This window comes from Flavobacterium sp. TS_SC_5 (genome assembly GCF_056156265.1).
Genome location: NZ_CM149588.1, coordinates 524,246 through 542,316, shown reverse-complemented (window position 1 = coordinate 542,316; position 18,071 = coordinate 524,246). Strand labels below are relative to the sequence as shown.

Genomic DNA, 18,071 nt, shown 5'->3' with positions numbered 1-18,071 from the left:
TGTAATCAAAAATGTAAAAAAGCAGCACTATGTGTTTTTTTAATTTATTTTTTTTATTATAAATTTATTTTTTGAGCTAATTTTTTAAAGGATTAATTTTTAAATCGAAAACGTTTTCGGGCTACCGAAAACGTTATAGTTTATAGAATCATAAAATTATCATAAAATTAGTATTATGTTTGATTCCAAGTTTTAAAACAAACCATTTAAACAAATTATTAACCAACTTATTTATTACGTATGAAAAATAGTCTAATTAAAGGCTTGATGGTGTTTCTAACGGTACTTTGTACAAGTTTGACTTATTCGCAAGATGTGTCTGGTACAGTATCTGATGCTAGCGGTCCGCTTCCAGGGGCTTCTATATTGGTAAAAGGAACAACAAACGGAGCACAAACGGATTTAGATGGAAAATTTACTATCAAAAACGTTGGCCCAAACGCAGTTTTAGTTTTTAGTTACATTGGTCTTATGTCACAAGAAGTAAATGTAGCAGGAAAAACTTCAGTGAAAGTAATCTTAAAAGAAGATTCGGCTGAATTAAAAGAGGTAGTCGTTATTGGTTACGGTTCTGTTAGAAAGAAAGACGCAACTGGTGCTGTTGATCAATTGAGTTCAAAGAAATTTGACAACGTAGCAGCAGTTAACCCAGCTGAACTTTTGAGAGGTAAAGTTGCTGGTGTCCAAATTACTTCTTCAAGTGGAGAGCCAGGTGCCTCAAATTCAATTAGAATTCGTGGTAATAGTTCTTTGCGTGGAGGTAACGGTCCTCTTATTGTTGTAGATGGAGTTCCTTTAGCTGGGGGTGATGTAACTTCCGGTGGAGCAAGTTTAGGTAACGGTACGTCGTCAGCTAAAGATCCATTAAGTTTTATCAATCAAAATGATATCGAAAGTATGTCTATTTTGAAAGATGCTTCTTCTACGGCTATTTACGGAGCTAGAGGGGCTAATGGGGTAATTATTATTACAACTAAAAAAGGAAAATCTCAAACTCCAGAATTAACTTATTCAACTTCTTATACCACTTCTAATTTTTATTCAGCAAATTTCAAAGTATTGTCTGCTGACGAATTTGTTGCAGCAACTCCAGGTCAAACTGCAAATCATTTTGGTGGATCATTCGATTGGGAAAAAGAAGTGTTGCAAACAGGAAGTACTATCAATCATGATTTATCTTTTTCAAGCGGAACGGATAAGTCTAATACTAGACTATCCTTAGGGATGGCTAATACTGACGGTATTATAAGAAATACGGGGTTAAATAAATATACTGCAACTTTTTATAACTCAAATGATTTCTTAGACGGAAGATTGAAAGTAGAAACTCGTATAGCTTATTCTAATGTAAAAGATCAGAGAGGATTAACTACTGATAATACAGGTTATATTGGTGACTTATTGAGTTCTTCATTGTATTGGAACCCAACACGTTCAGTTTATGACCCTGCAGGATCAGCCGGTTACACACAAGTAAGTGGTGATTATGTTAACCCAGTTCATATTTTGAATTCATATTCAAATAAAGGTGATTTATCTAAACTGTTAGGAAGTATCACAACTACTGTGAAATTAACTGATAAGTTGAAATACAACATGGTTTTTGGTATGGAAACTTCTAATTCAACTGTAAAACAACAAGCTCTTCCGGATATTATTATTCAAGATTTTGCAACAGCAACTAATCCTGCCGATTTAAAAATATATAGAGGTCAAGCTGCTGTTTCTACTGATCAGAGAATAAATAAAACAATTGAGCATAATTTAACATACACAACAGATATCACAAAAGATATCAATTTGAATGCAATTGCTGGATATTCTTACTATAACTATAATTCTAATGGTACCTTCGTATCTGCAAAAGGTTTTGCTGCTACACAGACTAATTTGTTAGATAATATGGAAGGTGGAATTCCTACAGAAACAAGAACTGGTTCTTATAAAGGATTAGTTGAATTACAATCTGTTTTTGCAAGAGCATCATTTTCATTCTATGATAAATTGAACTTAGATTTAACAGTAAGACGTGATGGTTCTTCTAAAGCAGCAGACGGGAAAAAATACGGAAATTTCCCTTCATTAGGTTTGGCTTACAAACTAGTTGACGGAAAAGAGGGATTAGTTAATGATTTGAAATTAAGAGTAAATGCAGGTAAAACAGGTAATACTGAATTCCCAAGAAACTCTTCTGTAAGTATCATTGAATACAATGGACCAGATCAATTCAATGTTGTTAACAATGCCAATTCTCAATTGACATGGGAAACTACAACTTCTTATGGAGTAGGTACGGATTTTACATTATTAAAAAACAAATTAACAGGATCTGTTGATTATTTCAACAAAAACACAACTGATTTAATCATTGGAATTCCTTCAACTTCAGGGCAGCCATCTCCACAAGGGATTAAATACCAAAATTTACCGGCTAACCTTATTAACAAAGGAGTTGAGGTTTCGTTAAATTACAAAGTAATTGATACGGATGATTTAACTTGGGATGTTTCTGGTAATGCGGCATTCTTGTCAAATACTATCAAAAATCTTGGTGCATCAAACATTTATAATGTAGGTTCTATTGCTGGAGCTGGTTTAACGGATTCTTTTGTACAAAGAATTCAAGATGGATATCCATTGTACACATACTATCTTGCTGAATTTACTGGTTATGACGCAAATGGAATTTCGCAATATAAAGGAGGTGCTCCAACAGCTGAAATGTTAGACAAACAGCCATTACCTAAAATGACTGCAGGTTTCTCAACTAGCTTAGCTTACAAGAATTTTGACTTTTCTACTTCATTATACGGAGCATTTGGTCATTATTTATTTAACAACACAAATATCGCTCTTTTCTTCAAAAATCAATTGGGAGGTAAAAACGTAACTCCAGAAGTTGCAAATTCAGTTCAATCAACATCTGATGCTAACACACCATCTACTAAATATCTTGAAAAAGGAGATTTCATTAGAATGGGTAATTTAACACTAGGATACACTGTTAAAGGAGATGTTTTAGAACGTTTTAAAATGAAATCAGCTCGTTTTTATGTAAACGGTTCTAACTTATTTGTAATTACTAAATATTCAGGTTTTGATCCAGAAGTTGATACTAACAAAGCTTTAAATGGAATACCTTCAGCAGGTATCGATTATTTATCGTATCCAAGAGCAAGAACTTTTTCAGTAGGTCTTAACGTAACATTTTAATTAGAGTAAAAATGAAAAAATATAATTTTATAAAGTATAGCATTTTTGCAGGGGCATTAGTTCTTGGAGTTAGTTGTACTAATTTAGATGAACAAATCCTTGATGCAACTGAAACTTCCAAGGCAGATCCAGATGCGGTGTTGACTTCAGCGTATAATGGGTTGAAAAATTTTCAAGACCAGGGCGGAATATTTGCAGTATCAGAGGTTACAACGGATTTTGTAATTGTACCAACAAGAGCAGGTGACTGGGGTGATGGTGGAGCTTGGTTGGAAGATCACTTTCATACTTGGAAAGCAGATAGTAGAGAAGTTAACAGTGCTTGGAAACAAATGTTGTCAAGTGTTTATAGTTGTGATTTAGCATTAGCGATTCAAGGAATTCCAGCTGGTAAGAAAGCAGAAGCTCAATTTTTGAAAGCGTATTATTACTATAACGCAATTGATTTATATGGTCAAGTTCCTTACAGAGAAGCGGGTAGTTCTCCAGATGATTTCCCTAAGGTATGGACTTCACCAGAAGCTACTACTCAAATTATTGCTTTGCTTGAAGAAGCATTGCCTAATTTACCTGCAAAAAACTCATCTGACCCTTCTATTGCAAGTAAAGATGCGGCTCACTTTTTATTAGCTAAAATTTATTTGAATAAAGCGGTCTTTGATTCGCCTACTCATACTGGATTCAATGCTAACAATGTGGCGAATATGAACAAAGTAATTTCAAACATTGATGCTATTTCTAGTGCGACAACTTTAGCTGCTGATTATTGGGATAACTTTAAGCCAGCAAACAATACTAGTCCAGAGTTAATTTTAACATCTAAAAATGTTCTTGGTGTTGATGCGGTTGCGGGATTAGGAATAAATGGAATAAGATCAAGATGGTATATGGGTAACCATTACAATCAGGTTCCAAGTGGTTGGAATGGATTTTCTGTATTGCAGGAATATTATGATCAATTCAACCCGTCTGACAGACGTATTAATAATGATGATCCAGCTATTATTGCTGCTTTAGGAAGTCCTTTAGGAATGCGTAGAGGGCAACAATATGACAAAGGAGGAGTTGTAGCTCTGAAAACAAGAGCTCAAAATGGTTCATTGCCTTTGGATTTTCAAAGTGATCTTGCTGGTTTACCGGCAGATGGTAAAATCACTGGTCAGAACTGGTTAGAGAGATGGGGTATTCGTCCACAGAAATACATCCCGGATGCATCCAATTTGGATAAGCCTGAAAATGATTATGTAATATTCCGTTATGCAGATGCATTATTGATGAAAGCAGAAGCTATTTTAAGAGGTGGTACAAGTACAACTACTACTGTAGCTATTGCTGCGCAGTTACAAGCGCGTCAAGGAATTACTACAGTAATTGATTTATCAACTTTATCAGGTATTAATAAAGCGAGAGCTACTGAGTTGTGGGAAGAAGGTTGGAGAAGAAATGATATGATTCGTTTTGGAACTTATACTACTGCTAGAGCAACAATGAAAAACACGGATGCCTACAGAGTGTTATTACCAGTGCCAACTACGGCTTTGTTGAATCCTAATATTAAACAAAATCCAGGGTACTAAAATATTGTTTATTGTTAATTATGTTTTTGAGTTAGTGATAAAGAGGGTAATATTTTACCCTCTTTTATTTTTTTATAATTAGAGCTTCTTACGGAGCTCTTTTTTTTGTTTTATTTTAACTCTTTCTCACTATTTCGTACTATTTCATAGCATTTTAGGTTGTTTTTAATTTTTTTATAAACTGAAAAAAACATAAATTGCTCCTTTATATTTATTTAAATTAATTCATTTTTAAGATGGTTAAACGTATTGTGTTTTTTTTTCTATTTATAATTTTTATAAGTTGTTCTAAGGGAAATTCGGATTCCTTATTTACCAAATTAGATGCCTCTCAGACGGGTATTAATTTTCAAAATGAAGTAAAAAACGGTAAGAATATGAATATCTTCAAATACCGTAATTTTTACAATGGAGGTGGAGTCGCTATTGGTGATATTAATAATGATGGTCTTGCAGATGTTTTTTTTACTTCCAATCAAGGAACTAATAAGTTATATCTTAATAAAGGAGATTTTAAATTTGAAGACATTTCAACAAAATCAGGAATTGAAGGTAAAAAAGCATGGTCAACAGGCGTGGTTATGGTGGATATCAATGCGGATGGTTTTCTAGATATTTATGTTTGTGATGCAGGAAGTAATATTGATGCTACAAGAAAAAGTCAATTATACATTAATAACGGCAATAGTACTTTTACTGAAAAAGCAGCTGAATACAATCTGGCTGATACAGGAATTACAACTCACGCAGCTTTCTTTGATTATGATAAAGATGGAGATTTAGATGTTTATATTCTGAACAACAGTTTTATTCCGGTGGGGACGTTAAACTATTCTAATAAAAGAGAATTACGTGATAAAGATTGGGATGTTGCTAACATCCTAAAAGGAGGAGGTGATAGGTTAATGCGCAATGACAACGGAAAATTTGTTGATGTTAGCCAATCAGCTGGAATTTTTAGTAGTTTAATTGGGTTTGGTTTAGGAGTGACTGTTGGTGATGTCAACGGTGATTTATATCCGGATATTTATATTTCTAACGATTTCTACGAAAGAGATTATTTATACATTAATAACAAAAATGGTACCTTTTCAGAACAAATTCAAGGTTGGACAACTCATATGAGCCAATCTTCTATGGGGGCGGATTTAGCGGATGTAAATAATGATGGTAAATCGGATATTTTTACAACTGATATGTTGCCAGAAGGGGATGTTCGTTTAAAAACAACAACTAGTTTTGATAGTTATGATTTATTGACGAGGAAATTAAATATGGATTTCTTTAATCAGTATATGTCTAATGCCTTGCACATTAACGATGACAATAACAAATTTCTAGAAATAGCTAATTTTGCTGGAGTTGCTAAAACAGATTGGAGTTGGGGTGCATTACTATTTGACATGGATAATGATGGTCATAAAGATATTTATGTTTGCAATGGTATTTATCATGATCTTACGAATCAAGATTTCATGGACTTTTTTGCTAATGACTTTTTGCAAAAAATGGTAGTTACAGGTAAGAAAGAAGAATTTGAAAAGATTATTGCAAAGATGCCGAGCACACCTATATCAAATTATGCTTTTAGAAATAATAAAAATCTAACCTTTACTAATGAAGCATCAAATTGGGGACTGGATAGGCCAAGTTTTTCAAATGGAGCTGCCTATGGGGATTTAGATAATGACGGAGATTTAGATTTAGTCGTAAATAACGTCAATATGGAAGCTTTTATTTATCGTAATAATTCAGAAAAAAACAAAAATAATCATTTCATAAAAGTAAAATTGAAAGGTGAAGGGCAAAATAAGTTTGCTGTAGGAAGTGTTGTGCAATTATTCTCAGGTAAAGAAATTCTTAGACAAGAATTAATTCCTTCCAGGGGTTTTCAATCATCAATTGATTATGTGATGACTTTTGGTATTGGAACCAAAAAAATTGATTCTTTACAAGTAATCTGGCCAAATGGAAAGTTTGAAATTATTAAAAAAGTGGTAAATAATACCACAATGAATTTAAATATTGCAACAGCTAAATTGGATTATATTCCAAAAAACAAAATACTCAAGCCCCTGTTTTTAGAAAAGAAAGCCCCGTTTTTAGCCCACAAAGAAAATGATTATGTCGATTTTGATCATGAAGGATTAATTTCTAAAATGCTATCGCAAGAAGGGCCTGCACTTGCAGTGGCTGATATTAACGATGATGGAAATGAAGATGTTTTTATTGGTGGTGCCAAAGGACAAGCCGGAAAAATATATGTGAACAAAGGAAATGGTAATTTTTCGATTTTGGACCAAAAAGATTTGGAATCGGATGCCGGTTTTGAAGATACTGTCGCCAGTTTTTTTGATGCTAACAATGACGGTCACGTTGATTTATTAGTTGGTTCAGGAGGAAATGAGAAATCAGATCAGGCTAACTATAAAAACCGCTTGTATTTAAATGATGGAAAGGGAGTTTTTGTAAAAAGTAAAACCACAATGCCAACAACGAACAATAATGTCTCCGTGATTGCACCCTGTGATTTTGATAATGATGGCGATATGGATGTGTTTATAGGGAGTCGAAGCGTTCCTGGAATATATGGTATAGATCCGAAACATCTATTATTAGAAAATGACGGAAAAGGAAATTTTACTAACGTAACAGATAAAATTGCATTCAAAATAAATACGGTAGGAATGATAACAAATGCGGTTTGGGAAGATATTGATAACGATTCCAAGAAAGACTTAATAATAGTTGGAGACTGGACCGCACCAATGATTTTCAAAAATACAGGAAGACGATTGATTTCATACAAAACAAATCTCAGCGGATATACTGGTTTTTGGAATACAGTATCTTGTGTAGATCTCAATAAGGATGGTAAAAAAGATTTAATTCTTGGAAATAGAGGCACTAATACGTCTTATCAACCAACAAAAGGAAATCCTTTGAAATTATTTACTAATGATTTTGACAGCAATGGAACCATTGAGCAAATAGCAACTAGATCAATAAATGGAAAGGATATGCCAATCCATTTAAAACAAGATTTAGCTAAGCAAATTCCTTCTATCAAGAAGAATAATTTGAGTTATGCTGATTATTCTCAGAAAACATTCCAGGAATTATTTACTCCGGGTATAGTAACTAATTCGATTCAGAAAACAGTAGCTGTTCAAGAGAGCATGGTTGCTATGAATAAAGGCAATGGAAAATTTGAAGTACAAATACTTCCAAAAGAAGTACAGTTCTCTTGCGTAAACACTATTTGCACAATGGATGTAAATAATGATGGAATACTTGATCTGATTTTAGGAGGAAATCAATATGAATTTAAACCTCAGTTTTCCAGATTAGATGCCAATTTTGGCAGTGTTCTTTTGGGGAATAAAAAAGGTACTTTTTCATGGACTCCTTATAATAAATCTGGTTTTTTCGTAAAAGGCGAAGTAAAACAACTTAAAGTAATAAAAGATAAAAATAATACGGTTTCAATATTAGCGGTTATTAATGATAATGCACCTAAACTATTTAGAATCAATGAATAATATAATTAAGATAGGACTTGCATCATTATTATTTGTAGGTTGCTCCAAAAAAGATGGACAGTTATTTGAAAAATTATCTTCGGCTGAAAGTAATGTTACATTTAATAATCAATTAATTGAATCCAAAAACATCTCTATTTTAGATTATCTATATTATTATAATGGTGGAGGTGTATCGCTTGGAGACATCAATAATGATGGTTTAGTGGATATTTATTTTACTTCCAATCAGGGAAAAAACAAATTGTACTTGAATAAAGGCAACAATAAATTTGAAGATATTTCCCCTTCATCCGGTATAGAAGGACAAAGTGATTGGAATACAGGTACCGTAATGGCTGACATAAATGGAGATGGATATTTAGATATTTATGTATGTGCCGTAGTTGGAATTAATGGTTTCGAAGGCCATAATGAACTATTTATTAACAATAAAGATAATACGTTTACTGAAAGTGCTGCTGAATACGGATTGGATCTAGATAATTACAGTTCTTCGGCAGCTTTTTTTGACTATGATCTTGACGGAGATTTAGACATGTATCTGTTGAATCATGCGATACATTCGGAAGCATCTTATGGCAAGGCAGGTATCAGAAACAATAGAAACTATGAAAGTGGCGATAAGTTATTCCGAAATGATAATGGAAAATTTATAGATGTTAGCGAGCAGGCAGGGATTTTTGGAGGAGCCAATGGTTATGGTTTAGGATTAGCAGTTTCTGATTTTAACTTAGATGGGTATCCTGACATTTATGTAGGTAATGATTTTCATGAAGATGATTATTACTATCTCAATAACGGTGATGGAACTTTTACGGAAAGCTTAAAAGAATATTTTGGGCACACCGGTAGATTTTCGATGGGAGTTGATGTTGCCGACATTAATCATGATGGTTTTCCGGACATAATTACTTTAGACATGTTACCTGAGGATGAAAAAGCTTTGAAATCTTCAGCCGGAGATGACAATGCCCAAATGCTGAAAGTTAGAACAGAAAAATTAGGATATCACTATCAATATACAAGAAATATGCTGCAAATTAATCAAGCAGGGCAACACTTTACTGAAACCGCTTTGTTGAGCGGTATAGCTGCATCTGACTGGAGCTGGAGCTCATTATTTGCGGATTATAATCAAGATGGGGAGCAAGATATTTTTATTTGTAATGGAATTCCCAAAAGACCAAATGATTTGGATTACATTAAGTATTTTTCGAATGAGAATGTAAAAACGAAACTCAACACAACAAAGTTATTAGACAGACAAGCGTTGAATAAAATGCCTAAAGGCAATGTGACAAACTATATGTTTGAAGGAGGCAAAGATTTGAAATTTAAAAATAAATCAAATGAATGGATAGAAAATGATTCTATTATTTCAAATGGTGGCGCTTATGCGGATTTAGATAATGATGGGGATTTAGACATTGTGACTAATAATTTGAATAATATAGCTTCTATTTATATAAATAAGACGGATAATAAAGCCAATTATTTAAAATTAAAATTACGTTTTGGTGCGAAAAACATCTTTGGGGTAGGGAGTAAAGTGATTTCGTATGTAAATGGAAAAAAACAATTTAAAGAAGTTCAGACAACTCGTGGTTTTCAATCGAGCTCAGAACCAACAATTCATTTTGGTTATGGAACAATAAAGCAAGTAGATTCTATTCAGGTAATTTGGCCTGATAAAACGTTTCAAACGATAAAAAACATTAAGACAAATCAGACCATTACAATCCAAGCTAAACAGGGTCGTAAGGTATTCGATTATGCCAAATTACATCCGATTGTAATGCCCATTTTTAAAAAATCAGAAACTAATTTAGGGATCGATTTTATACATCAAGAAAATGACTTTATCGATTTTACAGCTCAAAAATTGATACCATATCAACGTTCTGATAGGGGACCGGCTGCTGTTGTTGGCGATCTTAATAATGATGGTAAAGAGGATATATTCTTTGGGGGAGCTCAAGGAAAATTAGCTGCTATATATCTTCAAAATGGAAAAGGATTTGTTAAAAAACAATTGCCAGCTATTTCTTTAGATTCCATCTATGAGGACGCTGCGGCTGTGATCGGAGATTTCAATGGGGATAAACAAAATGATTTGGTAGTTGCCTCAGGAAGCGGACAATATGCAGCGGATCTGGTTCATAGGTTGTATCTGGGGAATAATTTAATCAAAAGCATTTTTCCGGTTACAAAATCAATGAATGCATCGGTTATTAAAGCCATTGATTATGATAATGATGGTGATTTGGATTTATTTATCGGACATAATTCAGAATATAACAGTTTTGGCCGAATGCCGGATTGTTACTTATTGAATAATAACGGAGGAGTGTTTTCGATAGTTCAAAATAAAACTTTTGAAGCAATTGGAATGGTTACAGATGCAGTGGTTACTGACTTTAATAATGACGGAATTCCAGATTTAATTGTTATTGGAGAATGGATGAAACCTACTTTTTTTGCGAACAAAAATGGCAAATTCACAGATATAACTAGAACTGTTTTTCCGGAAAAAAGTAATGGATTATGGCAGTCAATAATCTCTTTTGATATTGATAAGGATGGCGACGAAGACTATTTAGTTGGAAACTGGGGAATGAATTCAAAATTCAGAGCCTCACAAAATTTTCCTATGAAAATGTATTATGATGATTTTGACACTAACGATACATTTGAAACAATTGTTGCTGTCGAAAAGGATGGAAAATACTACACTACTATGGGGTTAGATGAACTAGCAGAGGAATTCAGCGGTATGGTAAAAAAGAAGTTTACCAGCTATAAATCTTTTGCCGGTAAAACACTTGAGGAAGTTTTTGATTCTAAAATGTTAGAAAAGGCGGAATTATATGAAGTTCATAATTTAAAATCTGGATATTTAAGAAATGACAAGGGTAAATTTACTTTTGTTCCCTTTTCTAATAAAATGCAGGTAAGCCCAATTACGAGTTTTGCAAAAGCAGATTTTGATGGCGATGGACAGGATGAGGTTTTTGCTGCAGGAAATTATTTTGGAGTAACTCCATTTCATAGCCGATTTGATGGCTTTTCGGGAGCGTTAATTAAAGATCAAAAAACGATTTATTTAGGAAGTCAAATAGGTATTGATTTGACGCAAAAAGCGGTACGCCATTTAGATATTATTACACTTAATAGTAAAAAATATTTATTGGTAACTGTAAATAATAAAAAAGCGGAGGTCTATGAACTTCCAATGAATAAAAATTAAATCAATCAAAAAATGAAAATTAAAATTTTTCTTTTAGGAATTACAATTCTTTTTTTTACGTCCTGTAAAAAAGAGAAAGCCATTGTAGTAACCACTAATGATTATTGCTCAGCAGTTGATACGATAACAGGGATAATGGTGCATGACATCTTTTCGCCTCCAGTTGCCAGTAGAATTTACGTTTATCCTAATATTGCAGCCTATGAGATTATAGCTCAAAATAGTACTAAGTATGAAAGTTTACAAGGACAGTTAAATGGGTTAGATTCTATTCCGACTTTGGATGCAAAAAGTGGGGTTAATCAAAAGTTAGCGGCACTTATTGCACATATGGAAGTAAGTAAGCAATTGATTTTTTCGGAGCAAGCTTTAGAGAAATATAGAGATAGTTTATATCAAAAATGGAGTGATGAAAATCAAAAAGAATTTGATGTTTCAAAGGAATATGCTTTGAAAGTAGTGGATAGAATTAAAGTTTGGATGAGCAAAGATAATTACAAGCAAACACGAACTTTTCCTAAGTTTTCTGTTTACACGGATCAGCCCGGAAGGTGGCAACCAACACCTCCTGCTTATATGGATGCAATTGAACCACACTGGGGTGAGATAAGAACTTTGGTTATGGACTCAGCTTCTCAATTTAAACCGGTTGCGCCTTATCCATTTTCTACAGATAAAAATTCTTCTTTTTATAAAGAGGCAAAAGAAACGTACGATACAGGAAATATGATTTCTGAAAAATTAATTGAGGTTGAAAAAGCCAAAATCGAACTAATTCCTGAAGAATCGGCGATTGCGAATTTTTGGGATTGCAATCCGTATGCAACAGTAACACAAGGGCATATGATGTTTGCGAAAAAGAAAAATACTCCAGATGCCCACTGGATTAATATTGCCAAAATTGCATTAAAAAAATCTAATTCTGATTTTGAAACCGCTATTTTTACTAATACTATAACATCAATTGGAATTTTTGAAAGTTTTATAAGTTGCTGGGATGGAAAATTTAGTACTAATGTTATTCGGCCAGAAACATATATTAATTTATATATTGATGAAAATTGGAGACCACAACTGCAAACACCTCCTTTTCCAGAATATACTAGTGGACATTCAGTTGTTTCTTCTTGTTCATCTGTAATTTTAACCTCAATTTTTGGAGATAATTTTAGTTATGTTGATGATTCTGAAATTCCTTTTGGTTTACCAAAAAGAAGTTTTAAATCATTCAAACAAGCCGCAGCAGAGGCTTCAATTAGTAGATTGTACGGAGGGATTCATTATAGAGCCGCAATCGAAAATGGGGTAGTTCAAGGGACAAACCTAGGAGCATATATTAATAGCAAGATTAAGTTTTTTAAATCTAAATAAATCAAATTCATAAAATGAATAATAAGTTAAAGTGGTTATTAGTTGTCGTGTTACTTTCTTTTTTAGGATGGTATTTTTTAATTAAGCAATCGGATTATACCATTACTTTCAAAGTTAATGCTGCAACAGGAACTATATCCCAAGGTATTTTAGAGTGGACGGCAATCAGGTCTAAAAAACAAAATGAGACATACACTGTTTTAGAAAAAAGGAATTTCGATTTTATCAAACAATTGATGAAAAAGGGAAATGAAGAACTTGAATACTCATGGGATATGAAAACAATTAACGATTCAATGACCAATGTTACCGTTGGAATAAAAGATTTAAATCATTCCTTGTATAATAGGTTAACAGCTCCTTTTGTTTCAACCAAGTTTAGAACAGAGCAAATAGATAAAATAAAATCCTTTAAATTGGGGCTTGAAGATCATATTGATGGTTTTAAAATTAGAATTGATGGTGAAGGTTCCTCTAAAGAAATATATGTAGCATACATTTCTTTAAAAAGTGTTTTGCAAGAAAAAGCGCAAACTATGCTTGAATATGATCCTGTAATTGTAGGTTACTTAGATAGAAATAAAATAAAAATAATCGGACATCGTCCCTATTTAGAAATTACCGATTGGGATGAGGATAAAGAAATTGTAAGTTTTAATTATTGTTTTCCCATTCCAAAAAACACAAAATATGTTCTGGACAGTAATGTCAAGTTTAAAACGATAGCTCCGCTAAAAGGGCTTCAGGCAACATATTTTGGAAATTATAGGACTTCTGACAGAGCATGGTTTGCACTGCTGGACTATGCGAAGAAACATGGCTATAAGTTAGAAAATAAACCATTGGAACATTTTCTGGCAAATCCTTTTAATGGAGGAAATGAATTAGAATGGGAAACTAAAATAATTATTCCTTTTACTTCAAAATAAATTAATTTTTTTAGGTGATTTTAAACTATCGAAAACGTTTTCGGGTGTTCCGAAAACGTTTTTGTTTTAATTCTGTTTTTAATTGGCAATATTAAAATTAATTTTAGAAGAAATTAACAAATTAACCGTCTAGAATGAATTTAAAAGTAAAATTAAGCTTTTGGCAGATTATCAATATGAATGTTGGTTTTTTTGGGATACAATATAGTTTTGGCTTGCAACAAAGTGCGGTAAATCCTATTTATGATTTTTTACATGCAAGTCCAGATCAAATTCCAATACTGAATCTAGCAGGACCATTAACAGGATTATTGATTCAGCCCATTATTGGAGCGATGAGTGACAAAACTTGGCATCCACGATGGGGAAGGCGCAAGCCGTACTTTTTTATCGGAGCAATAATTTGTAGTATAGCTTTATTTTTATTTCCATTTAGTAGTTCCTTATGGACTGGCCGCTGGTTTGCTTTGGATTTTAGACATAGGAAATAATACTGCAATGGAACCTTATCGTGCTTTTATTGCAGATACACTTGATGAAGAACAACAACCAACAGGTTTTCAGGCGCAGAGTTTCTTTACCGGCTTCGGGCAGTTTCTCGCTTATATTTCGCTATTTCTATTTCCAATTATTTTTGTTGGGTATACAGGATCGTTGCCAACATGGATTTACGCTTCCTTCTTTTTAGGAGCAGTTCTTTCTGTAACTTCTATATGGTGGAGTATGAGTAAAACAAAAGAAATCCCACCTACTGCGGAAGAATTAGCTATTCTAAAAGCAGAACCCTTAAAGATTTTTTCGCCCTTTATTGATATTTACCAGGCTGTTTTAGAAATGCCTACAGTAATGTGGCAACTGTTTTTAGTATATCTTTTTCAGTGGTATGCTATGATGTGCTATTGGCAAAATAATTCAAAAAGTATTGCCTTATCCGTGTGGAATGTAACTCCAAAGAATGTGATGGGTTATGAAAAAGCAGTAGAATGGAACGGATTAATAGGTGCGTTTGGATTTATAGTTACCTTTTCCATTGCCTTTTATTTGGCTAAATTGGCAAAAAAACACGGTGCTAAAATGATTCATTTTGTGTGTTTGTTGTTCGGAGCTATTTCTTTTTTGTGGTTTCCAGCAGTAGATAATCAATATTTATTTTTTGCGGTGATTATTGGTTACGGAATTGCATGGGCTAGTATGATGGGTATTCCCTATTTGATGGTTGTTGCTGTTGTTCCAAAAGAGCGTTATGGGGTTTATATGGGGATTATCAATATGATGATTGTTATTCCTATGATTATCCAAAACCTATCTTTTGGTTACATTTTAAAGAATTTCTTAGATAACGACCCTCGTCAAGCAATTACTTTTGCTGGAGTTTTATTAGTGCTTGCTGCTATTTGTACTTTACTAATCAAAATTAAAAAAACAAACGTAAGTGAATAATACAATAAATAATAAGATGGAAACTATAGACATCCTTTGTGTGGGTGAAGTTCTTGTGGATTTTATTGGTCATCAAGAGGGTGTGCTGATTAATGAAACTAGGGATTATCATAGGTACTTAGGAGGCTCGCCTACCAATGTAGCAATGAACTCCACTCGATTAGGTTTGAATACTATAATGGTTGCAACAGTGGGGAACGATGGTTTTGGTTCCTACGTGAAGGAACGCTTAACAAGTGTTGGAGTGAATACTGAACACCTTAACGTTCTAGACGATAAATCTACTAGTGTAATTTTTGTTTCAAGGTCTGAGGGTACGCCTGATTTTATACCCTATCGTTCAGCGGATTGTTGTATTTATGAAGAGCAAATTTCGAGAGAAATCCTCTCTAATACAAAGATATTCCATACCACTTGTTTCGCATTAAGTAAGAATCCAGCGCAAAAAACAATCTTAAAGAAGGCTCAAGAGGCGCACGATTTAGGATGTAAGCTTAGTATTGATCTTAATTATGCAAGAAAGTTGTGGAAAAGTCAAAAAAAGGCATTCAAAGTAATCAAAACATACTGCCAGTTCAATCCATTAATAAAAATTAGTGAAGATGATATGTTGCGATTATTTGAGAAAGAACTTCCGCATGAAGAGATATTCGAATTTTTTCACCAACAAGGAGTGGACATGGTTTGCTTAACTTTAGGTAGTAAAGGAGTGAAATTATCACAAAAAGGGAAAGAAATAATACAAATGCCAGCTATAGAAATTGAAAAAGTAATGGATTCCACAGGAGCGGGTGATGCTTTTTGGTCGGGTTTTTTATTTGCTTACATAAAAGAAAAATCAATTAATGAATGTTTGGATATCGCTTTAAAGTTAGCCGCATTAAAACTTCAAAATGTAGGTCGACTTCCAGACAATATCAATATCCTTTCTAAACTTCTTTAAAGTACAATGATACAATATAATAAAAATATCATCAATGGTGTAATGCTTAATGCGTATCCAGATAGCATCGGAGAAAAATTTAGGGATACAATAGCCATGCTTAAAATGGAAGAATTTAAAGATGTGTTTTCTCTAATATACGTTTTACCTACCTTTTTTAACAGTGATTTAGATAGAGGTTTTTCTATTATTGATTATGATATAAACAAGGAGTTAGTAGATGAAAAAGATTTAAAGGACTTGAATGAACTCCAAATAAAACTGAAATTTGATATTGTATTAAATCATCTCTCTGTTGCTTCTCCTCAGTTTAAAGACATGCTGCAACATGGGAATAAATCTAAATTCAAAGATTTTTTTATCAATTGGAATGAATTCTGGGAAGGAAATGGGACGAAAAATGAAGATGGAATTATAATACCAAAACCAGAATTTCTCAACAAATTATTCATGAGAAAGTCAGGTTTACCCATCTTAAAAGTACGTTTTCCGGATGGGACTGAACAACCCTATTGGAACACCTTTTATCAGCAAATAACCTACAATCCAATTGCGGAAACTGATTTGCAGTCTATCGCAGGGTTGACTGAAGCGCAAAGGCGATCTGTTGTCACTCTCGTGAACGCAGCAATAATTAACAATCAAGATTTTTCAACACTGAATTTTGAATATTGCATTCCTTTCAAATCAGAAATTTTACAAATTGTAGAACAAAAGAGATCTTATTTAGGACAAATGGACGTCAATGCTGCTTCCCCATTAGTATGGGAATTTTACGAGGAGACTCTAAAAAAATTAAGTGGATATGGTTGTACGATTCTTAGATTAGATGCTTTTGCCTATTTGCATAAACAAGTGGGAGAATCTAATTTTTTTAATAAACCGGGGACTTGGGAATATTTAGAGCGAATCAAGAAAATAGCACAGAAAAATAATTTGATGCTTTTGCCAGAAATTCACGCAGAATATGGCCTTCATTTGCATGATGAGGTAGCTAACGAAGGATATTATATCTATGATTTTTTCTTGCCAGGCTTAACCATTCACACTATCGAAAGTCAAACTAGTAGCGCTTTAATTCGATGGGCTAAGGAAATTATAGCCAAAGGATACAAAACAGTAAACATGCTTGGTTGCCATGATGGAATACCTGTTTTAGATTTGAAAGGCAAGGAAGTAAATGGTGTTTACAATAAAGGACTTTTAGAAGATGCTGAGATTGAAAATATCATGAATACCATCATGAAACGAGGCGGTCGTGTTAAAAATCTGTACGATCCATCCGGAAACAAAATTTCTTATTATCAAATAAATGCCACTTTTTTTAGTGCATTGGGTGAAAATGAACAAAAGTTACTGCTTGCGAGGGTCATCCAAATTTTTATGCCGGGAATACCGCAGGTTTGGTATTTAGATATTTTTGCAGGAAAAAATAATTACGAAGCAGCGGATAATGGCGGAAGTGCAGGACATAAAGAAATTAATCGCACTGCATTGTCAATTAGTGATATTGAAGAAGGGCTGAAAACAGAAATTGTCAAGAAACAGCTCGAAATCATTCGCTTAAGAAATACTTCGGATGCATTTTCTGGTGCAGTAGAAATAAATGATTTAGCAGATGACATCTTAGATATCAAATGGACTAATGGAACAAGCATTGCGCACCTAATAGCAAACCTTAATAGCAAAGGTTTTACAATTAAACATACTGAGAATGAAATAACAACCACTAAGAGCTATTGATTCTTCTGTAGCCAAAACAACATGTAAAAAGTTATAGTAATATGGATAATTACCTGAAAGCGC

At 33.3% G+C, this 18,071-nt stretch carries 10 protein-coding genes; all 10 read left to right on the top strand.

Translation table 11 applies throughout. The features are described 5' to 3' along the window. The first annotated feature begins 240 nt into the window (after positions 1-240). The 10 genes from AC0J6S_RS02415 to AC0J6S_RS02370 all read left to right on the top strand — a co-directional run bounded on the left by AC0J6S_RS02415 (position 241) and on the right by AC0J6S_RS02370 (position 18,008). Positions 241-3,213, top strand: coding sequence for a SusC/RagA family TonB-linked outer membrane protein (locus AC0J6S_RS02415; protein WP_474955274.1), 2,973 nt, complete (start codon positions 241-243; stop codon positions 3,211-3,213). An 11-nt stretch (positions 3,214-3,224) separates the two neighbouring features. Further along, entirely contained in the window at positions 3,225-4,790 is a 1,566-nt protein-coding gene (locus AC0J6S_RS02410; protein WP_474955273.1) for a RagB/SusD family nutrient uptake outer membrane protein, read from the top strand. Between the two features lie 236 nt (positions 4,791-5,026). Next, entirely contained in the window at positions 5,027-8,332 is a 3,306-nt protein-coding gene (locus tag AC0J6S_RS02405; protein ID WP_474955272.1) for a VCBS repeat-containing protein, read from the top strand. After that, positions 8,325-11,582: a VCBS repeat-containing protein gene (locus AC0J6S_RS02400; protein ID WP_474955271.1), complete on the top strand. Its 3,258-nt coding sequence runs from the start codon at positions 8,325-8,327 to the stop codon at positions 11,580-11,582. Before AC0J6S_RS02405 ends, AC0J6S_RS02400 begins: the two co-directional genes overlap by 8 nt. A gap of 12 nt (positions 11,583-11,594) precedes the next feature. Beyond that, positions 11,595-12,953 carry a vanadium-dependent haloperoxidase gene (locus AC0J6S_RS02395; protein WP_474955270.1) on the top strand — a complete coding sequence of 453 codons (1,359 nt, stop codon included), beginning with the start codon at positions 11,595-11,597 and terminating at the stop codon, positions 12,951-12,953. Between the two features lie 14 nt (positions 12,954-12,967). Further along, entirely contained in the window at positions 12,968-13,882 is a 915-nt protein-coding gene (locus tag AC0J6S_RS02390; protein WP_474955269.1) for a GyrI-like domain-containing protein, read from the top strand. Between the two features lie 134 nt (positions 13,883-14,016). Next, positions 14,017-14,373 carry an MFS transporter gene (locus AC0J6S_RS02385; RefSeq protein WP_474955268.1) on the top strand — a complete coding sequence of 119 codons (357 nt, stop codon included), beginning with the start codon at positions 14,017-14,019 and terminating at the stop codon, positions 14,371-14,373. A gap of 7 nt (positions 14,374-14,380) precedes the next feature. Continuing rightward, positions 14,381-15,322 carry an MFS transporter gene (locus tag AC0J6S_RS02380; protein WP_474955267.1) on the top strand — a complete coding sequence of 314 codons (942 nt, stop codon included), beginning with the start codon at positions 14,381-14,383 and terminating at the stop codon, positions 15,320-15,322. Positions 15,323-15,338: 16 nt separating this feature from the next. Beyond that, a complete protein-coding gene (locus AC0J6S_RS02375) occupies positions 15,339-16,265 on the top strand; it encodes a carbohydrate kinase family protein (RefSeq protein WP_474955266.1) in 927 nt (308 codons plus the stop codon). A gap of 6 nt (positions 16,266-16,271) precedes the next feature. Continuing rightward, positions 16,272-18,008 (top strand): alpha-amylase family glycosyl hydrolase, encoded by a 1,737-nt coding sequence (locus AC0J6S_RS02370; protein ID WP_474955265.1) that lies wholly within the window; start codon positions 16,272-16,274, stop codon positions 18,006-18,008. Positions 18,009-18,071 lie beyond the last annotated feature (63 nt).